Source organism: Pseudomonas sp. UF-293 (assembly GCF_058245595.1).
The window spans coordinates 73,987-93,996 of record NZ_JBSICA010000007.1; the positions used below are offsets into that span (position 1 = coordinate 73,987).

At 60.6% G+C, this 20,010-nt stretch carries 13 protein-coding genes and 2 pseudogenes; 9 read left to right on the forward strand and 6 right to left on the reverse strand.

Features of this window, described 5'->3' with window-relative positions; translation table 11 throughout:
- Positions 1–28: 28 nt before the first annotated feature.
- The 3 genes and pseudogenes from AC4IHP_RS10395 to AC4IHP_RS10405 form a co-directional block, all read right to left on the reverse strand.
- On the reverse strand, positions 29–1,771 hold the full coding sequence (locus AC4IHP_RS10395) for a potassium/proton antiporter (protein ID WP_024011302.1): 1,743 nt from the start codon (positions 1,769–1,771) through the stop codon (positions 29–31).
- Between the two features lie 153 nt (positions 1,772–1,924).
- The gene (locus AC4IHP_RS10400; RefSeq protein ID WP_490831701.1) at positions 1,925–2,797 is read right to left on the reverse strand and encodes a methyl-accepting chemotaxis protein; all 873 of its coding nucleotides are present in this window, start codon (positions 2,795–2,797) and stop codon (positions 1,925–1,927) included.
- A 30-nt stretch (positions 2,798–2,827) separates the two neighbouring features.
- Positions 2,828–3,550 (reverse strand): annotated as a pseudogene (locus AC4IHP_RS10405) (MCP four helix bundle domain-containing protein); the annotation flags it as partial.
- Between the two features lie 277 nt (positions 3,551–3,827).
- On the opposite strand from AC4IHP_RS10405, the gene AC4IHP_RS10410 reads away from it, so the two are divergent.
- The 4 genes and pseudogenes from AC4IHP_RS10410 to AC4IHP_RS10425 all read left to right on the forward strand — a co-directional run bounded on the left by AC4IHP_RS10410 (position 3,828) and on the right by AC4IHP_RS10425 (position 6,394).
- A complete protein-coding gene (locus tag AC4IHP_RS10410) occupies positions 3,828–4,058 on the forward strand; it encodes a hypothetical protein (RefSeq protein WP_471878529.1) in 231 nt (76 codons plus the stop codon).
- Complete coding sequence (locus AC4IHP_RS10415; RefSeq protein WP_039756738.1) at positions 4,055–4,357, forward strand: cell division protein ZapA; 303 nt, start codon at positions 4,055–4,057, stop codon at positions 4,355–4,357. Before AC4IHP_RS10410 ends, AC4IHP_RS10415 begins: the two co-directional genes overlap by 4 nt.
- Positions 4,358–4,501: 144 nt before the next feature.
- Positions 4,502–5,527: pseudogene (locus AC4IHP_RS10420) on the forward strand (cache domain-containing protein); the annotation flags it as partial.
- A gap of 135 nt (positions 5,528–5,662) precedes the next feature.
- A complete protein-coding gene (locus tag AC4IHP_RS10425) occupies positions 5,663–6,394 on the forward strand; it encodes a methyl-accepting chemotaxis protein (RefSeq protein ID WP_490831702.1) in 732 nt (243 codons plus the stop codon).
- Between the two features lie 90 nt (positions 6,395–6,484).
- On the opposite strand, the gene AC4IHP_RS10430 is transcribed toward AC4IHP_RS10425, so the two are convergent.
- Positions 6,485–8,287 (reverse strand): acyl-CoA dehydrogenase, encoded by a 1,803-nt coding sequence (locus AC4IHP_RS10430; protein ID WP_490831641.1) that lies wholly within the window; start codon positions 8,285–8,287, stop codon positions 6,485–6,487.
- A 312-nt stretch (positions 8,288–8,599) separates the two neighbouring features.
- Positions 8,600–12,553: a trifunctional transcriptional regulator/proline dehydrogenase/L-glutamate gamma-semialdehyde dehydrogenase gene (gene putA / locus AC4IHP_RS10435; protein WP_490831642.1), complete on the reverse strand. Its 3,954-nt coding sequence runs from the start codon at positions 12,551–12,553 to the stop codon at positions 8,600–8,602.
- Positions 12,554–13,011: 458 nt separating this feature from the next.
- Here putA and putP point away from each other — a divergent pair, with 458 nt between their 5' ends.
- The 5 genes from putP to AC4IHP_RS10460 all read left to right on the forward strand — a co-directional run bounded on the left by putP (position 13,012) and on the right by AC4IHP_RS10460 (position 19,213).
- A complete protein-coding gene (gene putP, locus AC4IHP_RS10440) occupies positions 13,012–14,496 on the forward strand; it encodes a sodium/proline symporter PutP (protein ID WP_460123255.1) in 1,485 nt (494 codons plus the stop codon).
- Positions 14,497–14,848: 352 nt separating this feature from the next.
- Entirely contained in the window at positions 14,849–16,864 is a 2,016-nt protein-coding gene (locus AC4IHP_RS10445; RefSeq protein WP_490831643.1) for a type VI secretion system Vgr family protein, read from the forward strand.
- A complete protein-coding gene (locus AC4IHP_RS10450) occupies positions 16,854–17,567 on the forward strand; it encodes a DUF4123 domain-containing protein (RefSeq protein WP_490831644.1) in 714 nt (237 codons plus the stop codon). The genes AC4IHP_RS10445 and AC4IHP_RS10450 overlap by 11 nt, the downstream gene beginning before the upstream one ends.
- 330 nt (positions 17,568–17,897) lie before the next feature.
- Complete coding sequence (locus AC4IHP_RS10455) at positions 17,898–18,218, forward strand: hypothetical protein (protein ID WP_325715862.1); 321 nt, start codon at positions 17,898–17,900, stop codon at positions 18,216–18,218.
- Positions 18,219–18,373: 155 nt separating this feature from the next.
- Entirely contained in the window at positions 18,374–19,213 is an 840-nt protein-coding gene (locus tag AC4IHP_RS10460) for a 23S rRNA (adenine(2030)-N(6))-methyltransferase RlmJ (RefSeq protein WP_016772007.1), read from the forward strand.
- A 129-nt stretch (positions 19,214–19,342) separates the two neighbouring features.
- On the opposite strand, the gene msrA is transcribed toward AC4IHP_RS10460, so the two are convergent.
- The gene (gene msrA / locus AC4IHP_RS10465) at positions 19,343–20,008 is read right to left on the reverse strand and encodes a peptide-methionine (S)-S-oxide reductase MsrA (protein WP_110602670.1); all 666 of its coding nucleotides are present in this window, start codon (positions 20,006–20,008) and stop codon (positions 19,343–19,345) included.
- Positions 20,009–20,010: the final 2 nt, after the last annotated feature.

Consider the following 20,010-nt stretch of genomic DNA (forward strand, 5'->3'; position numbering starts at 1 on the left):
CGGTCAAGCAAGTGAGAGTGGAGGCAGTTTAGAGGAAGAGTCCGGGGCCCGGGCGACTTCCTTCGGGGAATCTGACGCCCACTTTGCCGATCTTGTTCCCGTCCATGACCGCCACCGTCCAGTGAGTGTTGTTCCATTCCACCTGGTCACCGACGATGGGAGCACCCCCGACTTTTTGCGCAATGAACGCGCCTAAGGTCATGTCCGGATCGATGCCTTCGGCCGGCAAGCCATACAGCGCTGCAACCGCTTTAAGCTGGGCATCTCCTTCGAGCACGAAGTCGCCGAAGAAGCGCAGATCGAGGCCGCGTTGCGGTGCCTGGCTGAACAGTTTGCCGAGGGCCGGCAGGTTGTGTTCGTGGCCAATAACACACAGCAAATCATCGACTTCCAGCACCGTACTACCCGACGGATGGAGCAGTTGCTGGCCACGAAACAGCGCCGCGATGCGTGTGCCTTCGGGCATTTTCAATTCGCGCAGAGGCGAGCCGATGCACCATTTCTCGGCGCCGAGCTTGTAAACGAACAGCTCCCACTCGCTGGTCACGTGCACTTCCAGTGCCGCCCGGGATATCGGCGCGGGTTCCGGCGGCACCGTCACCTTGAGCAGCTTGGCCACCCACGGCAGGCTCGTGCCTTGCACCAGCAGCGACACCAACACGATGAAGAAGGCCAGATTGAAATACAGCTGCGCTTGCGGCAGGCCGGCCATCAGCGGGAATACCGCGAGAATGATCGGCACCGCGCCGCGCAGACCGACCCAGGAAATAAAGGCTTTTTCACGACCATGGAAAGCCTTGAACGGCAGTAGGCCGACCATCACCGACAGCGGCCGCGCGAACAGGATCATCCACAGTGCCAGACCGAGGGCGGGCAGGGCGATCGGCAGCAGATCGTGTGGCGTGACCAGCAGGCCCAGCACCAGGAACATGCCGATCTGCGCCAGCCACGCCATGCCGTCGAGCATGTGCAGAATGCCGTGGCGGCTGCGCACCGGGCGGTTGCCGATCACCAGACCGCACAGATAAACGGCGAGGAAGCCGCTGCCATGCAAGGCGTTGGTCAGCGCGAACACTACCAGACCACCGGCGATGATCAGGATTGGATAGAGGCCGGCGGCGAGATTGATGCGATTGACCAGTTGCAACATCACCCAGCCGCCGCCCAGACCAATCACACCACCGATGCCGAACTCGCGGATCAGGTGGGTCAGCAGGCTCCAGTGCAGGCCGGTTTCGCCGCTGGCGAGCATGTCGATCAGGGTCACGGTGAGGAACACCGCCATCGGGTCGTTGCTGCCCGATTCGATTTCCAGACTGGCGCTGACCCGTTCGTTGAGGCCTTTACCGCCGAGCAGCGAGAACACCGCAGCGGCGTCGGTCGAACCGACGATGGCGCCGATCAGCAGGCCCTGAATCAGATTGAGGTCGAACAGCCACGCCGCGGCCATGCCGGTCAGCCCGGTGGTGATCAACACCCCGACCGTGGCCAGCGACAGCGCCGGCCATAACGCCACGCGGAAACTCGACACCCGCGTGCGCAAACCGCCGTCGAGCAGGATCACCGCCAGAGCGAGGTTGCCGACCAGATAGGCCGTGGGGTAGTTATCGAAAATGATCCCGCCACCATCGACCCCCGCCGCCATGCCGACTGCGAGAATGATGACCAGAATCGGAATGCCGAGACGTGAAGAAAGCGAGCTGACAAGAATGCTTGCGCCTACCAGCAACGCGCCGATCAAGAACAGGCTGTTGATGGTCGTCGCATTCAAAGGCAGTACTCCAGAAGCGTAAAGACGGGGGCGCAAACTGACCATGCAGTCTGCGTGCCAGCGATTCTAACCTGTTGAAATGTGATGCTGTCAAAAAGCTTTTGCGCTTGGTGATCATTCCCACGCAGAGCGTGGGAATGATCAAGGATCAGGTCAGAGGCTGAACCGCCCGACCATGTTGTTCAGATCCAGCGCCAGGCGCGACAGCTCATTGCTCGCTGCGCTGGTCTGATTCGCCCCGGTCGCCGATTGCACCGACAGATCGCGGATGTTCACCAGATTGCGGTCGACTTCCCGCGCCACCTGCGCCTGCTCTTCGGCGGCGCTGGCGATGACCAGGTTGCGCTCGTTGATTTCGACGATGGCGCTGTTGATCGTGTCCAGCGACACCCCGGCGCCACGGGCAATATTCAAGGTCGATTCGGCGCGCTCGGTGCTGTTGCGCATCGAATCCACGGCGTGTTCGGTGCCGCTCTGGATGCTGCCGATCATCCGTTCGATTTCGCTGGTCGACTGCTGGGTGCGATGGGCCAGGGCACGCACTTCGTCGGCCACCACGGCAAAGCCACGGCCGGCCTCGCCGGCACGGGCCGCTTCGATCGCTGCGTTCAATGCCAGCAGGTTGGTCTGATCGGCCAGCCCACGGATCACGTCGAGCACCTTGCCGATGTCACGGGATTCATTGGCCAGATCGCCGATCAAGGACGCGGTGCTCTGCACATCGGCGCTCATGCGTTCGATGGCGCTGACAGTTTCCTGGACCAGATCGCGACCGTCGCCCGCCGAAGTGGTGGCGTTTTTCGAGGCTTCCGAGGTGCTGACTGCGTTGCGCGCGACTTCTTCGACGGCGCTGGTCATCTCATTGACCGCAGTGGCGGCCTGCTCGATTTCGTTGTTCTGCTGGGTCAGGCCGCGAGCACTTTCGTCGGTGACACTGTTGAGTTCTTCAGCGGCGGAGGCCAGTTGCGTGGCCGAACCAGAGATGCGCTGCAGGGTGTCGCGCAGCTTCGATTGCATTTTGGCCATTGCCGCCAACAAGCGCCCGGCTTCATCTTCGCCATCGACATGGATCGGCTGGGTCAGATTGCCTTCGGCGATGGTTTCCGCAGCGTCCAGTGCCTTGGAAATCGGCTTGGTAATGCTCACGGTGAGCAACCAGGCGAACAGCAGGGTCAGGCCGCTGGCGATCACCAGCAGAGTCACCACCAGATTGAACGACAGCGAATACTGATCCTTGGCGTCCTGATCGGTTTCGGCGATCTGTTGGGTGTTGATCTCCAGCAAGCGTGCCAGCGCGGTGTTCACCGCTTCGGAATTGCTCAGCAAGTCGCTGTTGAGCATCTGTCGCAACTCGTCGATCTGATTGTTGCGCGACAGGGTTTTCATGCGCTCTTCGAGCTGGCGGTACTGGGCCAGCAATTGCACATACTGCTCGTACGCCGCGCGTTCCTGCGGGCCTTCGATCAGCGGCTCGTACGTGCGCTGCGCATCGGCGATCTGGCGGTTGCGCAGGTCGAACAGTTCGATGGTTTTCTGCTGCACGTCGGGTTCGCGGTTGATCAGCAGGCGGTAAGAAAGCACGCGCAGGCGCAGGGTCAGTTGGGTGAATTCGTCGAGGGCCTTGATCGAGGGCACGCTGGCGGTGGCGATGTCTTCGCCGGCCGCGCGGATCTTGCTCATCTGGTTCAGCGCAAACACACCGAGAATCAACATCAGGCCGCCGATCAGGGCGAAGCCGGTGAACGCCCGTGGGGCGATATTCATATTGCGAAGGGACATGGGCGGATACCGAAAAGGGCCGCATCCATGCGGGCTGAGACTGCTGTATGGGTGACTTATCGGTCATACGACTAAAGTCTTGAGGTGGTGTGCGTATTTGTCGCAGACAGGCTTGAGCGACGAAGTGCAGGAACCAGATCGACCAATCACAGTCTTTTAAACTCGCGAGAAGCTTCGCCACCCAGGAAAATCAAGGCCTTGCGCCGGTTTAACCCTGGCATCCGTGGTGACTTTTCTTTATCGTACGCGCCCTTTGAAAAACGCTTGGAAGATCAAAATGTTGGAAGCATCCCTCAGCCAATTGGAACAGCTCGTCAGTGACCTGGTGCAACAGAACCAGAGCTTGCTGCAGACCAACCAGACCCTTTCCACGGAACTGGCCCAGGCCAAGGATGAAAACGAAAACCTGCAACTGAACCTGATGGAGCAGGAAGAAAAACACGGCGCCACCGCCGCGCGCATCCAGGCGCTGGTTGATCGCGTCAATGCCGGTCCTGTCAGCGCATGAACCACGGCACAGCAGGGGTAAAAGTCATCTCCATTCTCGGCGAGGACTATTCGATCAAGGCACCGGCCGGGGAAGAACAGACCCTGCTGGACGCGGCGATGATGCTCAAGGCAGCGCTGGAAGACACCAAGCGCAAATACCCGACCCTGATCGGCGACCGTTTGCTGGTGCTGGCGGCGATGAATCTGTGCTCGCAGCAGATCGAAATGAAGAAGCAGCACAAAGAAGAACTCGAGCGTTATCAAGAGCAAGTCAGCGCCACGGTCGAGACCATTGCCAAGACCATCAGTCAGGGCTGATGGGGTTGCGCACAACCAGGGAATAGATTGTCGGTTGGCTTGTATACAATCGGCACGGCTGTTGCAGTGTTTCGGCCACTTATTCCTTGGGGGTGCTCCATGCAATGGTGGCGACGCAGTATTCAGTGGCAGTTGATTCTCGGCATGGGCGCGGCCCTGCTGATCAGCATCGTGATTGTGGTTGGCATTTATACCCTGGTGGTCAACCGCCTTGCCCAGAGCTATCTGGTCGAACAAGCGCTGCCGTCGAGCATTGAAGCGACGCGCAACGACATCGAGCGGATCCTCGTACAACCGCTCACCGCCGCCAAGGACATCGCCAGCAACACCATGGTGCGTGACTGGCTGGCATCCGGCGAAGACAGCAGCAAAACCGCGCTCTTCGCGCAATATCTGGAAAGCATTCGCGCCGAACACAGAGCCTTCACCGCGCTGATCATCGGCACTGAATCCAACCACTACATCACCGAGAAAGGCCTGGACCGCACCCTCAGTCGCGCGAAACCGGCCGACGCCTGGTTCTATTCCTTTCTCGACAGCAATCAGCCGCGCACCCTCAATATCGACAACGACGGCGCCACGGGTGAGCTGGCCCTGTTCATCGATCTGAAGGTCGAGCAGGCCGGCAAAGTTGTCGGTGTCGCCGGGCTCGGGCTGAGCATGAAAGAGCTGTCGGAGCTGATCCACAATTTCAGTTTCGGTGAACGCGGCAAGGTCTATCTCGTGCGTTCCGACGGTTTGATTCAGGTCCATCCTGAGGCGCAGTTCAGCGGCAAACGCACCTTGACCGAGCAGATCGGCGCCAACGCGGCGCAAGCGCTGATGGGGCACAAGGATGCGGTGAACAGCAGCTTCGAACGCGACGGTGAAGATTTCCTCGCCTTCAGCCTGCCGTTGCGCGATCTCGGCTGGACGCTGGTGGCCGAAGTGCCGCAGTCGCAGATTTACGCCGAAGCACGGAAAGCGATGTGGATGAGTGGCGCCATCGGTCTGGTGGTGGCTTTGGTCTGCCTGGCGTTGGTGGTGTGGCTGGCGCAGGGGCTGGTGCGACCGATTCGACAAGTAACACGGGCGCTGGTGGCCATCGGTAGCGGTGGTGGAGATTTGACTCACCGGTTAGATTCCAGCCGTGCCGATGAGTTGGGTGACCTGGCGCGTGGCTTCAACCGTTTCCTCGACAGCCAGCGCGCGATGATCGGCGAAGTGCTGACCACCAGCGAACGCCTGCGCACTGCCGTAGGGCAAGTGGCGAAGGTAGTGGACAACACCGCCGAGCGTTCGGGCCGGCAGCAGGAAATGACCGATATGGTTGCCACGGCCGTCCACGAAATGGGCCTGACCGTGCAGGAAATTGCGCAGAACGCCGGCAATGCCGCGCTTGCCTCGCAAACTGCCCGTGATGAAGCGCTACAGGCGCGGGAAGTGGTCGGCGGCTCGATCCGTCATATCGAAAGCATGTCCGATGACATCGGCGTGGCGGCGGGGGCGGTGGGTGAGCTGGCGCAACAAGTGGCGTCGATCGATTCGGTGCTGGCGGTGATCCGTGGCGTTTCCGAGCAGACCAATCTGCTGGCACTCAACGCCGCGATCGAAGCTGCCCGCGCTGGCGATATGGGCCGCGGCTTCGCGGTGGTCGCCGATGAAGTGCGCACCCTCGCGCGCCGAACCCAGGCCTCGACCGACGAAATTCAACTGATGATCGGCAGCCTCAAGCAAGGTGCGGAGAACGCCGTGTCTTCGATGCGCACCGGCCAGGCCGCGACCGGCACCGGGGTTGAATCGAGCCAGCGGACCGGCGCCTCGCTGACGGCAATCACCGGCCAGGTCGAGCGCATCAGCGATATGAACCATCAGGTGGCGACAGCGACCGAAGAGCAGTCGGCGGTGACCGAAGAAATCAACCGCAACGTGCAGGGGATTTCCGATCTGGCGCGGGCAACGGCGGGGGAGGTTCGTGCGTGTCGTGAGGATTGTCAGATGTTGCAGCGGCTGGCGGATGATCTGGCGCGGCAGATGGGTGGGTTCAAGTTGAGCTAAAGGATCAAGATCAAAAGATCGCAGCCTTCGGCAGCTCCTACATTGCAATGCGTTTCTGTAGGAGCTGCCGAAGGCTGCGATCTTTTGCGTTTAGAACCACGCGTCCTGCATCGCCAGACACGTATCATCCCGCGCCTCCAGCAAGTCCAGCTTATGCTGGCAACCCGGCACTTCCCATGTCAGGAAATACCGCGCCGCCTGCAACTTGCCCTTATAGAAGTCGATATCCGCCGCATTACCTTTGGCCAGGCCTTCTTCGGCGCGAATCGCCTGTTCCAGCCAGCGCCAGCCGATCACCGCGTGGCCGAACACTTTCAGGTACAGCGCCGAGTTCGCCAGGCTGCTGTTGACCTTGCCTTGGGCCAGATCGGTGAGCAGACCGATGGTCACGGTCTGCAGGCGGGCAACGAGTTTTTCCAGCGGTTCACGCAGTGCATCCAGCGAGTCGTACGCAGTGGCACGTTGGGCCGTGTTGGCGATCAATCGAATCAGCTGCTTGAGACCGGCGCCACCGTTCTGCGCCAGTTTGCGCCCGAGCAAATCCAGCGACTGGATGCCGTGGGTGCCTTCGTGGATCGGGTTCAGACGGTTGTCGCGGTAGTACTGCTCCACCGGGTACTCACGGGTGTAGCCGTGGCCGCCAAGGATCTGGATCGCCAGTTCGTTGGCCTTCAGGCAGAACTCCGAAGGCCAGGATTTGACGATTGGCGTCAGCAGGTCCAGCAGCTCATGCGCCTGCTTGCGCTCGGCTTCGGTTTCCAGCGTGGTGGTGTCATCGAACAACCGCGCGGCATATAGGCCGAGGTCAAATGCCCCTTCGACGTAGGATTTCTGCGTCAGCAGCATGCGTCTGACATCCGCGTGCCTAATGATCGCCACCGGCGCCGTCGTCGGATCCTTGCTGTCCGGCACCCGGCCTTGCGGACGTTCGCGGGCGTACTCCAGCGAATACAGGTAACCGGCATAGCCGAGCATCACCGCGCCCATGCCGACGCCGATCCGCGCCTCGTTCATCATCTGGAACATATAGCTCAAGCCGTGGTGCGGTTTACCCACCAGATAGCCGACGCACTCACCGTTATCGCCGAAGTTCAGCGCCGTCGATGTCGTGCCGCGCCAGCCCATCTTGTGGAACAATCCGGCGAGCAGCACGTCGTTGCGCTGGCCGAGGCTGCCGTCGTCCTTGACCAGAAACTTCGGCACGATAAACAGCGAAATACCTTTCACCCCCGGCGGTGCGTCCGGCAGTTTGGCGAGGACCATGTGCACGATGTTTTCCGACAGGGGATGGTCGCCGCCGGAAATGAAGATCTTGTTGCCCTTCAGGCGATAGGTGCCGTCGGATGCGGGCTCGGCGCGGGTGCGGATATCCGACAGCGACGAACCGGCATGCGGCTCGGTCAGGGCCATGGTGCCGAAGAAGCGTCCGTCGATCATTGGTTGCAGGAAGCGCTGTTTCTGCTCTTCGCTGCCGAAGCTCTCGATCAGGTTGGCCGCGCCCATGGTCAGGAACGGGTACGAGGTCGATGCGGCGTTGGCGGACTGAAAGTGCGCGAAGCAGGCTTGCGACAGCAGGGTCGGCAATTGCATGCCGCCGGCCTCGAAACTGCGTGCGGCGTTAAGAAATCCTGCCTCGAGAAAGGCATCCACCGCCGGTTTCACTTCGGGGATCAGAATGGCCTGGCCATCTTCATAGCGCGGCTCGTTTTCATCGCCCTTGCGGTTGTGCGGGGCGAAAAACTTTTCGGCGATGTTGCGCGCGGTGCCGATGGCGGCGTCGAAGGTCTCGCGATTGTGCTCGGCAAAGCGCTCGCGCCGGGTCAGGCCCTCGGCATCGAGGACTTCGTACAGCTCGAAAGCCAGATTGCGGGAACTGAGCAGCGTCTCGGACATGGCGGCCTACCTGGAAATTGGGGTTGGACCGAGTCTAAGGTGGGGGAATAGAGGCTGGATAGGATGATTGATGAGAGTGATGCAGAAGCAAAAGATTGCAGCCTTCGGCAGCTCCAACATTTGGAATGCGTTTCCATGTAGGAGCTGCCGAAGGCTGCGATCTTTTGATCTTCTGTGGGAGCGAGCCTGCTCGCGAAAGCGGTGGGTCAGGCAACATTAATGTCGACTGAAACGCCGTCTTCGCGAGCAGGCTCGCTCCCACAGGGTATTGCGTACCAGGCGACTTTCGCGGTTGCCTGGATTTACAGCGGTTTAACCGATGGTCATCAGACTGGCATTACCCCCCGCCGCAGCGGTGTTGACGCTCAGTGCCCGCTCGATCACCAGACGCTCCAGCGCAATGTTGGTTTCGCCCTGGGACAGGCCCTGAACGCCAACGATCGCGCCGCCACGCTGGGCGATCTGCTGGCAGACGCCGCGCAACTGGTCGGAGTGGCCGTGATGCAGCACGGCATCGAACACGACTTCGTCCTTGTTCCAGTCGGCAACGCGCTTGATCCGCGCCTGGACTTCCTTCGGCAGACGGGCAAACAAGGCCTTGGTCAGCTCGGTTTCCGGCCACACCGCCGAACCACCGACCGCCAGTATTGCGGCCAGTTGCGTCAGCAGATCACCTTCAACTTCCGCCAGGCACAGCACGTGCTCGCGCGGCAGGATCGCGTAACTGTTTTTCTCGCCGGTCGGGCCAGCCAGCACGCGGGTGATGCCGCTCTGCGATTGCGCCGCGTATTGCACGCACAGAGTGCTCAGGTCGGCGAACTTGTTGTTGTCGGCCCAGGCTTTCAGGGCGTTCAACGATTGGCTCATGGCATCGCGCAAGCGCACGTCCGGGGCGACGATGGCGTCACCACGGGCGAAGGATTGTTCGATGGCGTCGGCAGGACGCGTCGACAGCAAGCGGTACAGATACAGCGGGCCACCGGCTTTCGGGCCGGTACCCGACAGGCCTTCGCCGCCGAATGGCTGCACGCCGACCACGGCACCGACGATGTTGCGGTTGACGTAGACGTTACCGGCGTTGACGTTGTCGATCACCTTGGCGATGGTCTCGTCGATGCGCGTGTGCACGCCCAGCGTCAGGCCGTAACCGGAGGCGTTGATCTGACCGATCAGCTGATCCAGCTCTTTGCGCTTGTAGCGCACCACGTGCAGTACCGGGCCGAAGATTTCGCGTTGCAGTTCGTCGAAGCTTTCCAGCTCGATCAGGGTCGGCATGACGAAGGTGCCGCGCTTGACCTCTTCGCTGTCGGCAATCGCCACCTGGTAAACATTGCGACCTTTATCGCGCATGCCCTGGATGTGCTTGTCGATGCCGGCCTTGGCTTCGGCGTCGATCACCGGGCCGATGTCCACGGACAGACGCTCGGGGTTGCCGAGACGGCTTTCGGCCATCGCACCCTTGAGCATTTCGATGACGCGATCGGCGGAATCTTCCTGCAGGCACAGCACGCGCAGTGCCGAGCAACGCTGACCGGCGCTGTCGAAGGCCGACGACACCACGTCGATCACCACTTGTTCGGTCAGTGCCGAGGAGTCGACGATCATCGCGTTCTGACCCCCGGTTTCGGCGATCAGCGGAATTGGACGACCCTGGCTGTCGAGGCGACCGGCGATGTTGCGTTGCAGCAGACGGGCAACTTCGGTGGAGCCAGTGAACATCACGCCTTTGACGCGTTCGTCACCGACCAGACCGGCACCGACGGTTTCACCGCGACCCGGCAGCAGTTGCAGCACGCCTTCCGGGATGCCGGCTTCGAGCATCAGACGCACGGCTTGAGCGGCGACCAGCGGAGTCTGTTCGGCCGGTTTGGCCAGTACCGGGTTACCGGCAGCCAGTGCGGCAGCGACCTGGCCGCTGAAGATCGCCAGCGGGAAGTTCCACGGGCTGATGCACACCACCGGACCGAGGGGGCGGTGGGCGTCGTTGCTGAAATCGTTGCGCGCCTGCACTGCGTAATAACGCAGGAAGTCGACGGCTTCGCGGACTTCGGCGATGGCGTTGGCGTAGGTCTTGCCAGCTTCGCGAGCCAGCAGGCCCATCAGCGGCTGGATCTCGCCTTCCATCAAGTCAGCGGCACGTTCCAGAATTGCAGCGCGTTCGGCCGGCGGCGTGGCCTGCCAGATCGGCGCAGCGTTCAGCGCGCATTGAATGGCGTTGTCGACGTCTTCGACGGTAGCTTCTTGAACGTGACCGACCACATCGCGGTGATCGGATGGGTTCAGAACGGCTGCCGGCGTTTCGTTGCTGGAGGCGCAACCGAGCATTGGCGCGGCTTTCCAGTCGTTGTGTGCAGTGGCGAGCAAAGCGCAGGACAGCGAGGCCAGACGATGTTCGTTGGCCATGTCGATGCCGCTGGAGTTGGCGCGCTCGGCACCGTACAGATCACGCGGCAGCGGAATGCGCGGGTGCGGCAGGCCAAAACCGCCTTCGACGGTGGCCATCTGCTCGATCTGCGCAACCGGATCGGCCACCAGTTCCTGAATCGAAATCGACTGGTCGGCGATACGGTTGACGAACGAAGTGTTCGCGCCGTTTTCCAGCAAGCGACGTACGAGGTAAGCCAGCAGGGTTTCGTGAGTGCCGACCGGAGCGTACACGCGGCACGGACGGTTCAGCTTGCCTTCGGCAACCTTGCCGACAACCTGCTCGTAGAGCGGTTCGCCCATGCCGTGCAGGCACTGGAATTCGTACTGGCCCGGGTAATAGTTCTGACCGGCGATGTGGTAAATGGCCGACAGGGTATGGGCGTTGTGGGTGGCGAACTGCGGATAGATGACTTCCGGCACCGACAGCAGTTTGCGTGCGCAAGCAATGTAGGAAACGTCGGTGTAAACCTTGCGGGTGTAGACCGGATAGCCTTCCAGGCCTTCGACCTGGGCGCGCTTGATTTCGCTGTCCCAGTACGCGCCTTTCACCAGGCGGATCATCAGGCGATGACGGCTACGGCGGGCGAGATCGATCACGTAGTCGATCACGTACGGGCAACGCTTCTGGTAGGCCTGGATTACGAAACCGATGCCGTTCCAGCCAGTCAGCTGCGGCTCGAAGCACAGGCGCTCAAGCAGGTCCAGCGACAGCTCGAGGCGGTCGGCTTCTTCGGCGTCGATGTTCAGGCCGATGTCGTATTGCTTGGCCAGCAGAGTCAGCGACAGCAGGCGCGGGTACAGCTCGTCCATCACACGCTCGTATTGCGCACGGCTGTAACGCGGGTGCAGTGCCGAGAGCTTGATGGAAATGCCCGGGCCTTCATAAATCCCACGGCCGTGGGAGGCTTTGCCGATCGAGTGAATCGCTTGTTCGTACGAGGCCAGGTATTTCTGCGCGTCAACTTCGGTGAGTGCCGCTTCACCGAGCATGTCGTAGGAGTAACGGAAGCCCTTGGCTTCGAACTTGCTCGCGTTGGCCAGCGCTTCGGCGATGGTTTCGCCGGTCACGAACTGCTCGCCCATCAGGCGCATGGCCATGTCGACGCCCTTGCGGATCATCGGCTCGCCGCTCTTGCCGATGATGCGGCTCAGCGACGAGGTCAGGCCGGCTTCGTTGTGGGTGGAAACCAGTTTGCCAGTCAGCAGCAGGCCCCAGGTCGCAGCGTTGACGAACAGCGATGGGCTGTTGCCCAGGTGCGGATGCCAGTTGCCGGTGCTGATCTTGTCGCGGATCAGCGCATCGCGGGTGCCTTTGTCCGGGATGCGCAGCAGCGCTTCGGCCAGGCACATCAGCGCCACGCCTTCCTGGGACGACAGGGAAAACTCCTGCAACAGGCCCTGAACAATGCCCGCACGACCGCCGGCACTTTTCTGGTTACGCAGTTTTTCGGCGATGGTCGCGGCGAGTTTGTTGGTGGCTTCGGCCATCGGTGCCGGCAGGCGTGCCTGCTCGATCAGCATCGGCACCACTTCCGGCTCAGGACGGCGGTAAGCGGCGGTGATCGAAGCGCGCAGAACCGATTGCGGCAGAATGCTTTCAGCGAATTCGAGGAAGCATTGGTGAGCGTGATCGGTCTGCACTTCGCCCGCGTCATCGGCGTCTTTGGCGGTCAAACCGTTCAACTCGGTCAGGGTTGCACCACCCTCGAGTTTTTCCAGGTAATTGAAAATTGCCTGCTTGATCAGCCAGTGCGGCGTGCGATCAATCGAGGTTGCGGCAGCCTTCAGGCGCTCGCGGGTCGGGTCATCGAGTTTGACCCCAAGGGTGGTGGTAGCCATATTTTTATCCTCATGGTTGCCACAGTTGCGTGGCATCAGCTGGCCGCAAGATTAGCCGTGCGCTGAATGAGGTGCAACCGGGTGCAACCCTTTTTTTGCCGGAATAATACGCAGCTCGTCAGGAAATAATTTCTGGTACGAAAGTGCTGCTCCTGCTTGGTGCTTTTGCTTTTAGCAAAGGGCCATGACTGCCACAAAAGGGAGCAAAAACGGGGTGATCGTCGATTTATCCGACTGGGTGCAACTAATTCTCGCGAAACTGGTTGCACCTTATTTGCTTTGTTGCATAGCATTCGCCGCCAAGGTGCAACCGGGAATAACCCGGTGCATCGGCTGATGGCTTTCCTGGGGAAACATCAGTCTTAAATGCGCGGGATCCCGGATCGTCTGCCAAACGTCGTCGTTTGCGAGCGGTTCACCACCGCCGCTACATAAAAACAAAGCCAGGGCGTAACTCAATGAGCGTAAGCAATCCAACCCTGATCACATTCGTGATCTACATCGCAGCAATGGTGCTGATCGGCTTGATGGCCTATCGCTCCACCAACAATCTTTCTGACTATATTCTCGGCGGTCGCAGCCTCGGCAGCGTCGTCACCGCGCTATCTGCCGGTGCCTCCGACATGAGCGGCTGGTTGCTGATGGGCCTGCCGGGCGCCATTTACATGTCCGGCCTTTCCGAAAGCTGGATCGCCATTGGTCTGGTTATCGGCGCCTACCTGAACTGGCTGTTCGTTGCCGGTCGTCTGCGCGTGCAGACCGAGCACAACGGCGATGCCCTGACTCTGCCGGATTACTTTTCCAGCCGTTTCGAAGATAAAAGCGGCTTGCTGCGGATCATCTCGGCGATCGTGATTCTGGTGTTCTTTACCATCTACTGCGCTTCCGGCATCGTCGCCGGTGCCCGCCTGTTCGAAAGCACGTTCGGCATGACCTACGAAACGGCGCTGTGGGCCGGTGCGGCGGCAACGATTGCCTACACCTTCATCGGCGGTTTCCTCGCGGTGAGCTGGACCGACACCGTACAAGCCACGCTGATGATCTTCGCGCTGATCCTTACGCCGATCATCGTTCTGCTGGCGACCGGCGGCGTCGACACCACGTTCCTGGCCATCGAAGCGCAAGATCCGAGCAACTTCGACATGCTCAAAGGCACCACCTTCATCGGCATCATTTCGCTGATGGGTTGGGGCTTGGGCTACTTCGGTCAGCCGCATATCCTCGCGCGTTTCATGGCGGCGGATTCGGTGAAGTCGATCGCCAAGGCGCGTCGCATTTCCATGGCCTGGATGATCCTGTGCCTGGGCGGCACCGTGGCGGTGGGCTTCTTCGGTATCGCTTACTTCTCGGCGCACCCGGAAGTGGCCGGCCCGGTCACCGAGAACCCGGAACGCGTGTTCATTGAACTTGCGAAAATTCTCTTCAACCCATGGGTTGCCGGTGTGCTGCTGTCGGCCATTCTGGCTGCGGTAATGAGCACCCTGAGCTGCCAGTTGCTGGTGTGCTCGAGCGCCCTGACCGAAGACTTCTATAAAGCCTTCCTGCGCAAGTCCGCTTCGCAACTGGAGCTGGTCTGGGTCGGTCGTGCCATGGTGCTGCTGGTAGCGCTGATTGCTATCGCGCTGGCTGCCAACCCGGAAAACCGCGTACTGGGCCTGGTGTCCTACGCCTGGGCCGGTTTCGGTGCTGCATTCGGTCCGGTGGTGCTGATCTCGGTAGTCTGGAAAGACATGACCCGCAACGGCGCACTGGCCGGTATTCTGGTCGGCGCGATCACCGTGGTGGTCTGGAAGCATTTCGAACTGCTGGGTCTGTACGAAATCATTCCGGGCTTCATCTTCGCCAGCCTGGCCATCTACTTTGTCAGCAAGGCGGGTGAGCCGACTCGCGGGATGGTTGAGCGCTTCGAGGCAGCGGAAAAAGACTTCCATCTGAACAAGTGATGGACTGAGCTTCGGCTCACATGAAAACGGCCCGTTTCCTAGAGGAAGCGGGCCGTTTTTTATTGCCTGTGGTTTTCCCTTAAGACTGTGCAGATCCAATGTGGGAGCGAGCCTGCTCGCGAAGGCGGTTGCTCGACCAACAAATGCCTCGACCGGTACACCGCCTTCGCGAGCAGGCTCGCTCCCACAGGGTGGGTGGCAGGTTTGATTGAATTGTCTGTAGTTGAACGGCCGAATTACAAAGGCGCTTTCAGCAAACCACGTAGGGCAAATCTGAATTTCCCGTCACCTGCTCAGCACCCCTTGTCCCTCATGCAGAATCGCCCGCCCTCACACTGCAGAGAGACATCGGATGTTCGCGCCTGCCAATCAACCGCGTTTCACGTTGACCCTCGAAGGCGCCCAGCATGACCTCAAAGTTCTTGAGTTCACGGGCCGGGAAGCCATCAGCCAGCCATTTCGCTTCGAGCTGGAACTGGTCAGCGAGCGGCCGGACCTGGATCTGGAAAGCCTGCTGCACGGGCAGGCGTTTCTGAGTTTCGATGCTCAGGGTTGCGGTATTCATGGCCAGATTTATCAGGTCGGGCAGGGCGATTCCGGGAAACGTCTGACACGCTATCACCTCAGCCTCGTCCCGCGTCTGACGTATCTGGGGCATCGCATCAACCAGCGAATTTTCCAGCATCAGAGCGTGCCGCAAATTGTCACTCAGGTTCTCAAGGACCATTCGATCCTGCGCGATGCCTTTGAATTTCGCTTGGGCAGCGAATACCCCGAGCGCGAGTACTGCGTGCAATACGCGGAAAGCGATCTGGCCTTCATCCAGCGCCTGTGCGCCGAAGTCGGCATTCATTACCACTTTCAGCACAGCCCCCAGGGTCACCTGTTGGTCTTCGGCGATGACCAGACCGTGTTCCCCAAGCTGCCCGAGCCGACGTTGTATCTGCCGGGCAGCGGCATGTCGGCTGGCGCGCAGGCGATTCAACGCTTCAACGTGCGCGTGGAAACCCGCACCAGCGTCGTCACGCGGCGCGACTACAACTTCGAAAAACCGCGTCTGTCTCTGGAAAGTCGCAGTGACGGCGAGCAGCGTCCAGTGCTGGAGGACTATCACTTTCCCGGCCAATTCAATGATCGCGAAACCGGCAAAGGCCTGACGCGCCGCGCGCTTGAACGCCATGTCGCCGATTACCGTCAAGCCGAAGGCACCAGCGACGAATCCTCGCTGGTCTGCGGACATTTCCTGCAACTCACCGGGCATCCGCGCAGCGACTGGAATGATCTGTGGTTGCTCACCACCGTCGAACATCGCGGCCGCCAGCCGCAGGTGCTGGAAGAGTCGGTGACCAGCGATGGCGAATCCTTCCAGGGCTACCGCAATACTTTCGTGGCCACGCCGTGGGACGTGATCTTCCGTCCGGCGCTGGCGCCGGAAAAGCCGCGCATCTCCGGTTATCAACCCGCCGTGGTCACCGGACCGAAAGATCTGGAGATCCATTGTGATGAATATGGCCGGGTCAAAGTGCAACTGGCCTGGGATCGCGATGGCGAACTCAACGAGCACTCCAGTTGCTGGCTGCGTGTCGCGACCGGCTGGGCTCACGATCACTACGGCAGCGTATTGATTCCGCGCGTCGGCATGGAAGTGCTGGTCGGCTTCATTGATGGCGATGCCGACAAGCCGCTGGTCATGGGATGCCTGCCAAATGCGGCGACCCCGGTGCCGCTGGATCTGCCGGCGGACAAGACTCGGAGCGTTTTCCGCAGCCAGAGCAGTCCCGGCGGTGGCGGTTATAACGAACTGCGCATCGAGGACAAAAAGGGCGCCGAGGAAATCTACCTGCGTGCCCAGCGCAACTGGACCCAGCATGTGCTCAACGACCAGCAGTTGCAGGTCGACAACCATCGGAGTGTGGTGGTCACCGGCACCGCCCGGCATGAACTCAAGGCCGACGAGCAACGCATCACCTACGGCCAGCGCCAGACCGAAGTCAGGCAGGATGACCATTTGTCCGTGCTCGGCGACCAGCAGGTTCGGGTAAACAATCAAGCCACCAGCGCCTCGGCGCAGATCCATATCAGTGCTGGTCAGCAAGTGGTCATCGACGGCGGCGCGAGCGCGACGATTCAGGCCGGCGGGCAGTGGATCAACATCGGCCCCGGCGGAATTTTCAGCAGCGTGCCGATCGTCGTGGGCGGCGCGCCGATGGCGGCGATGAGCGCGGCGCCGGTGGTGCCGGGCTTGCAAGAGAAACTGGCCGCTGCGCCGGCGGCGGTTCTCACCGCCGCACAGATCATGAGTCTCAAAGGTGATGCGCCTTTCTGCGAAGAGTGTGAACGGTGCAAGGACGGTGTCTGTGCAGCCTGAACAATTGACGCCCGAACAATGGCTGGCGCGGCAGCCGCTGCATGTGTCGGAGCAGCTGTTCGCAATCTTCAGCCGCGCCAGTGACGCCGATGCTTTCCAGGCCTGGCGGGGCACAGCTCATCCGGTCTGGGCCGAGACCATTTATGCCGAGTGGGACGCGGTGATGCCCTATGTGGGAATTGTCGCTGAAGGCAGTGAGTTTTTACATTGGGTGGCGGAAACAGAATCCCGGGATTGGGGATGGTTGGTGGTGTCTTCGGCGGATCTGGAAGTGCTGGTCGAGCATTTTCGCAGCCTCACTCAGGTGTTGATGCCGGACGGTAAAGCGGTGTTTTTGCGCTTTTGGGATGGTCGTTTTTTGCTGCCTCTTTTGCAGTCTGATGAGGTCATTTCCGCGCAATTGCTGCCGGTCGTTTCGCGAGCCCTGATCAATGGCCAAGCCATTGAAATCGGGGGCCGTGCGCTGGTTTCGGGGCGAGTTTTTCCGTGGTGGAGCGTGCCGCAATCGCTGTTGGCGCAGACTGATGCGAGCGTACGCATCGCCAATGTTCTGCAGTGGCTGAGCGAGGAGCAGCCGGCCGTGTTCGAGGCGTTTCCCGAGACGGTCCTGCGCTGCAAGGTCGGGCAGTTTTTCAAATTATCGATGTCGGAAGATTCGTCACGATCGGCGCTTCTGGAGTTTTTGCTGGCAGAGGCAGAGTGAAATTTCGGGGCAAACGCTTCGGACGTTTCCTTCGAATTGCGGCGGTTTTCATGAACTGGTGCGCGGTGGGTTGCAGGGATAGTCTTTTCGTTGTCACTACGAGAGCGGTGGCAGGGTGAAGGATTCCCGCATTCATGACGTTACAGTTCGTTGGCTTTTTGCGGCACTTGGTTCAAGTCCGTAAGATCGTCGCGGCGGCTGTGCGTGGGGCACGCTTCGGCGTGGCCGAGGTCCATGATTGCTCGGTTCCTACTCCTGCGCACAGCTGCCACCCTAACCCGTAGGAAGGTGTGATGGCGGCTCACATTTATCAATCATGGGACCCGGAAAATGACCAATATGCATACTGATTCACCCTACGAAAAAATCACCCCTCACCCCGACAACCGCTTCATGGCCCTCACCGGCAATTGCAGCGACATGCCCAGCCTGTTCATCGACACCCACGTGCCCCTCGACATCCTCATGGACGCTGCCAACTATCGCATCCGCGCCGTGGTCCAGGTCCTGGAAAACATGTGCATGCGCGGCTCGATCGAATGCGACTCCGTGATCCTCAGCGACTTTGCATTGCTGTGCGCGATTCCACTGCGCGATGGCTGTGATGTGCTGGACGTCATCGGCAAGCGCCTGCGCAGCTTGCCCGCCTGAAGATCAAAAGATCGCAGCCTTCGGCAGAGTGAGCGCCTATCCCGTGTAGGAGCTGCCGAAGGCTGCGATCTTTTGATGTTGAGGCCCGCTCGGCTGCGAACCCCTGACTTGCCGCCCGGTAAAAGGTAAACTTTGCGGCCCTCGCAGGAGCAGCCATGAATTATCGTCACGCCTTCCATGCCGGCAATCACGCCGATGTGTTCAAACACCTGACCTTGACCCGCCTCATCGCCCTGATGTCGCGCAAGGAGCAGCCGTTTGCCTATCTCGACACGCACGCCGGCATTGGCCTGTATGACTTGCAGGGCGATCAGGCCAATCGTACCGGCGAGTACCTGGAAGGCATTGCGCGGTTGTGGGATCAGCCGGACCTGCCGGCGCTGACTGCCGACTACATGAAGGTGCTGCACGAGATGAACCCGGATGGCCAGTTGCGCTATTACCCGGGGTCGCCGGAGCTGGCGCGGCGTCTGACGCGGCCGCAGGATCGCGTGATGCTCAACGAGAAACACCCGGAAGACGGCGTGCTGCTCAAGGACAACATGGCTGGCGATCGGCGGGTGAAAGTGCATCTGGGCGAGGGCTGGCATGTGGCGCGGGCAATGTTGCCGGTGCAGGAGAAGCGCGCGGTTATGCTGATCGATCCGCCGTTCGAGCAGCTCGATGAGATGCAACGTTGTGCGGCATCTATGAAAGAAGCCATCGGCCGCATGCGCCAGACCGTGGCTGCGATCTGGTATCCGGTCAAGGATCAGCGTGCACTGCGGCGTTTCTATCAGGACCTGGCAGGCACGGGTGCACCGAAGTTGCTGCGTGTGGAGCTGCTGGTGCATCCGCTGGACACGCCGAACAGCCTGAACGGTTCCGGGCTGGCGATCGCCAATCCGCCGTGGGGGCTGGAGGAAGAATTGCGTGAGTTGCTGCCGTGGTTGTCGAAGAAGCTGGGGCAGACCCAGGGCGGGTGGCAGATGGACTGGTTGATTGCCGAGAGTTGATCAACGGCAAGATCAAAAGATCGCAGCCTGCGGCAGCTCCTACCCAGTTCGGCGTCGTCCACCAATGTGCGGACGATCACTGATCTCCTGTAGGAGCTGCCGAAGGCTGCGATCTTTTGCTTTAAAGGGTCAGTTACCCGCCAGGCTCGCTGGCATGCACACGCCGGTGCCGCCAATCCCGCAGTAACCTTCAGGGTTCTTCGCCAGATACTGCTGGTGATACGCCTCGGCAAAGTACACGGTCGGGGCCTGGTCGATCTCGGTGCTGATTTCACCCAGACCGGCCTTGGCCAGTTCAGCCTGATACACGTCTTTGCTCTTCAGTGCCGCATCCAGTTGCTCCGGGGTGGTCGCGTAGATCACCGAGCGGTACTGGGTGCCGATGTCGTTGCCCTGACGCATGCCCTGAGTCGGGTTGTGCAGTTCCCAGAACATCGCCAGCAGTTCTTCGTAACTGACTTGGGCCTTGTCATACACCACCAATACCACTTCGGCGTGGCCGGTCAGGCCCGAGCAGACTTCTTCATACGTGGGGTTCGGGGTGAAACCGCCGGCGTAACCGACGACTGTGCTGACCACGCCTTCGCGCTGCCAGAAGCGTCGTTCCGCGCCCCAGAAACAACCCAGACCGAAAATCGCGAAGTCGACGTCCTGAAAGAATGGACCGAGCAGCGGGGTGTCTTCGAAGACGAAGTGTTTTTCCGGCAGGGTCATCGGGGTTTCGCGGCCGGGCAGGGCTTGTTCTTTGGTTGGAAGCACGTTTTTGTTCACCAGAATTTCCGAGCGCAGAACCATGA

Bases quoted from the DNA above. Each gene is read 5' to 3' on its own strand.
- AC4IHP_RS10400 (WP_490831701.1), bottom strand. From the start codon at position 2,797: ATGGCCAAAATGCAATCGAAGCTGCGCGACACCCTGCAGCGCATCTCT.
- AC4IHP_RS10410 (WP_471878529.1), top strand. From the start codon at position 3,828: ATGTTGGAAGCATCCCTCAGCCAATTGGAACAGCTCGTCAGTGACCTG.
- AC4IHP_RS10415 (WP_039756738.1), top strand. From the start codon at position 4,055: ATGAACCACGGCACAGCAGGGGTAAAAGTCATCTCCATTCTCGGCGAG.
- AC4IHP_RS10425 (WP_490831702.1), top strand. From the start codon at position 5,663: ATGGTTGCCACGGCCGTCCACGAAATGGGCCTGACCGTGCAGGAAATT.
- AC4IHP_RS10430 (WP_490831641.1), bottom strand. From the start codon at position 8,287: ATGTCCGAGACGCTGCTCAGTTCCCGCAATCTGGCTTTCGAGCTGTAC.
- putA (WP_490831642.1), bottom strand. From the start codon at position 12,553: ATGGCTACCACCACCCTTGGGGTCAAACTCGATGACCCGACCCGCGAG.
- putP (WP_460123255.1), top strand. From the start codon at position 13,012: ATGAGCGTAAGCAATCCAACCCTGATCACATTCGTGATCTACATCGCA.
- AC4IHP_RS10445 (WP_490831643.1), top strand. From the start codon at position 14,849: ATGTTCGCGCCTGCCAATCAACCGCGTTTCACGTTGACCCTCGAAGGC.
- AC4IHP_RS10455 (WP_325715862.1), top strand. From the start codon at position 17,898: ATGACCAATATGCATACTGATTCACCCTACGAAAAAATCACCCCTCAC.
- AC4IHP_RS10460 (WP_016772007.1), top strand. From the start codon at position 18,374: ATGAATTATCGTCACGCCTTCCATGCCGGCAATCACGCCGATGTGTTC.
- msrA (WP_110602670.1), bottom strand. From the start codon at position 20,008: ATGGTTCTGCGCTCGGAAATTCTGGTGAACAAAAACGTGCTTCCAACC.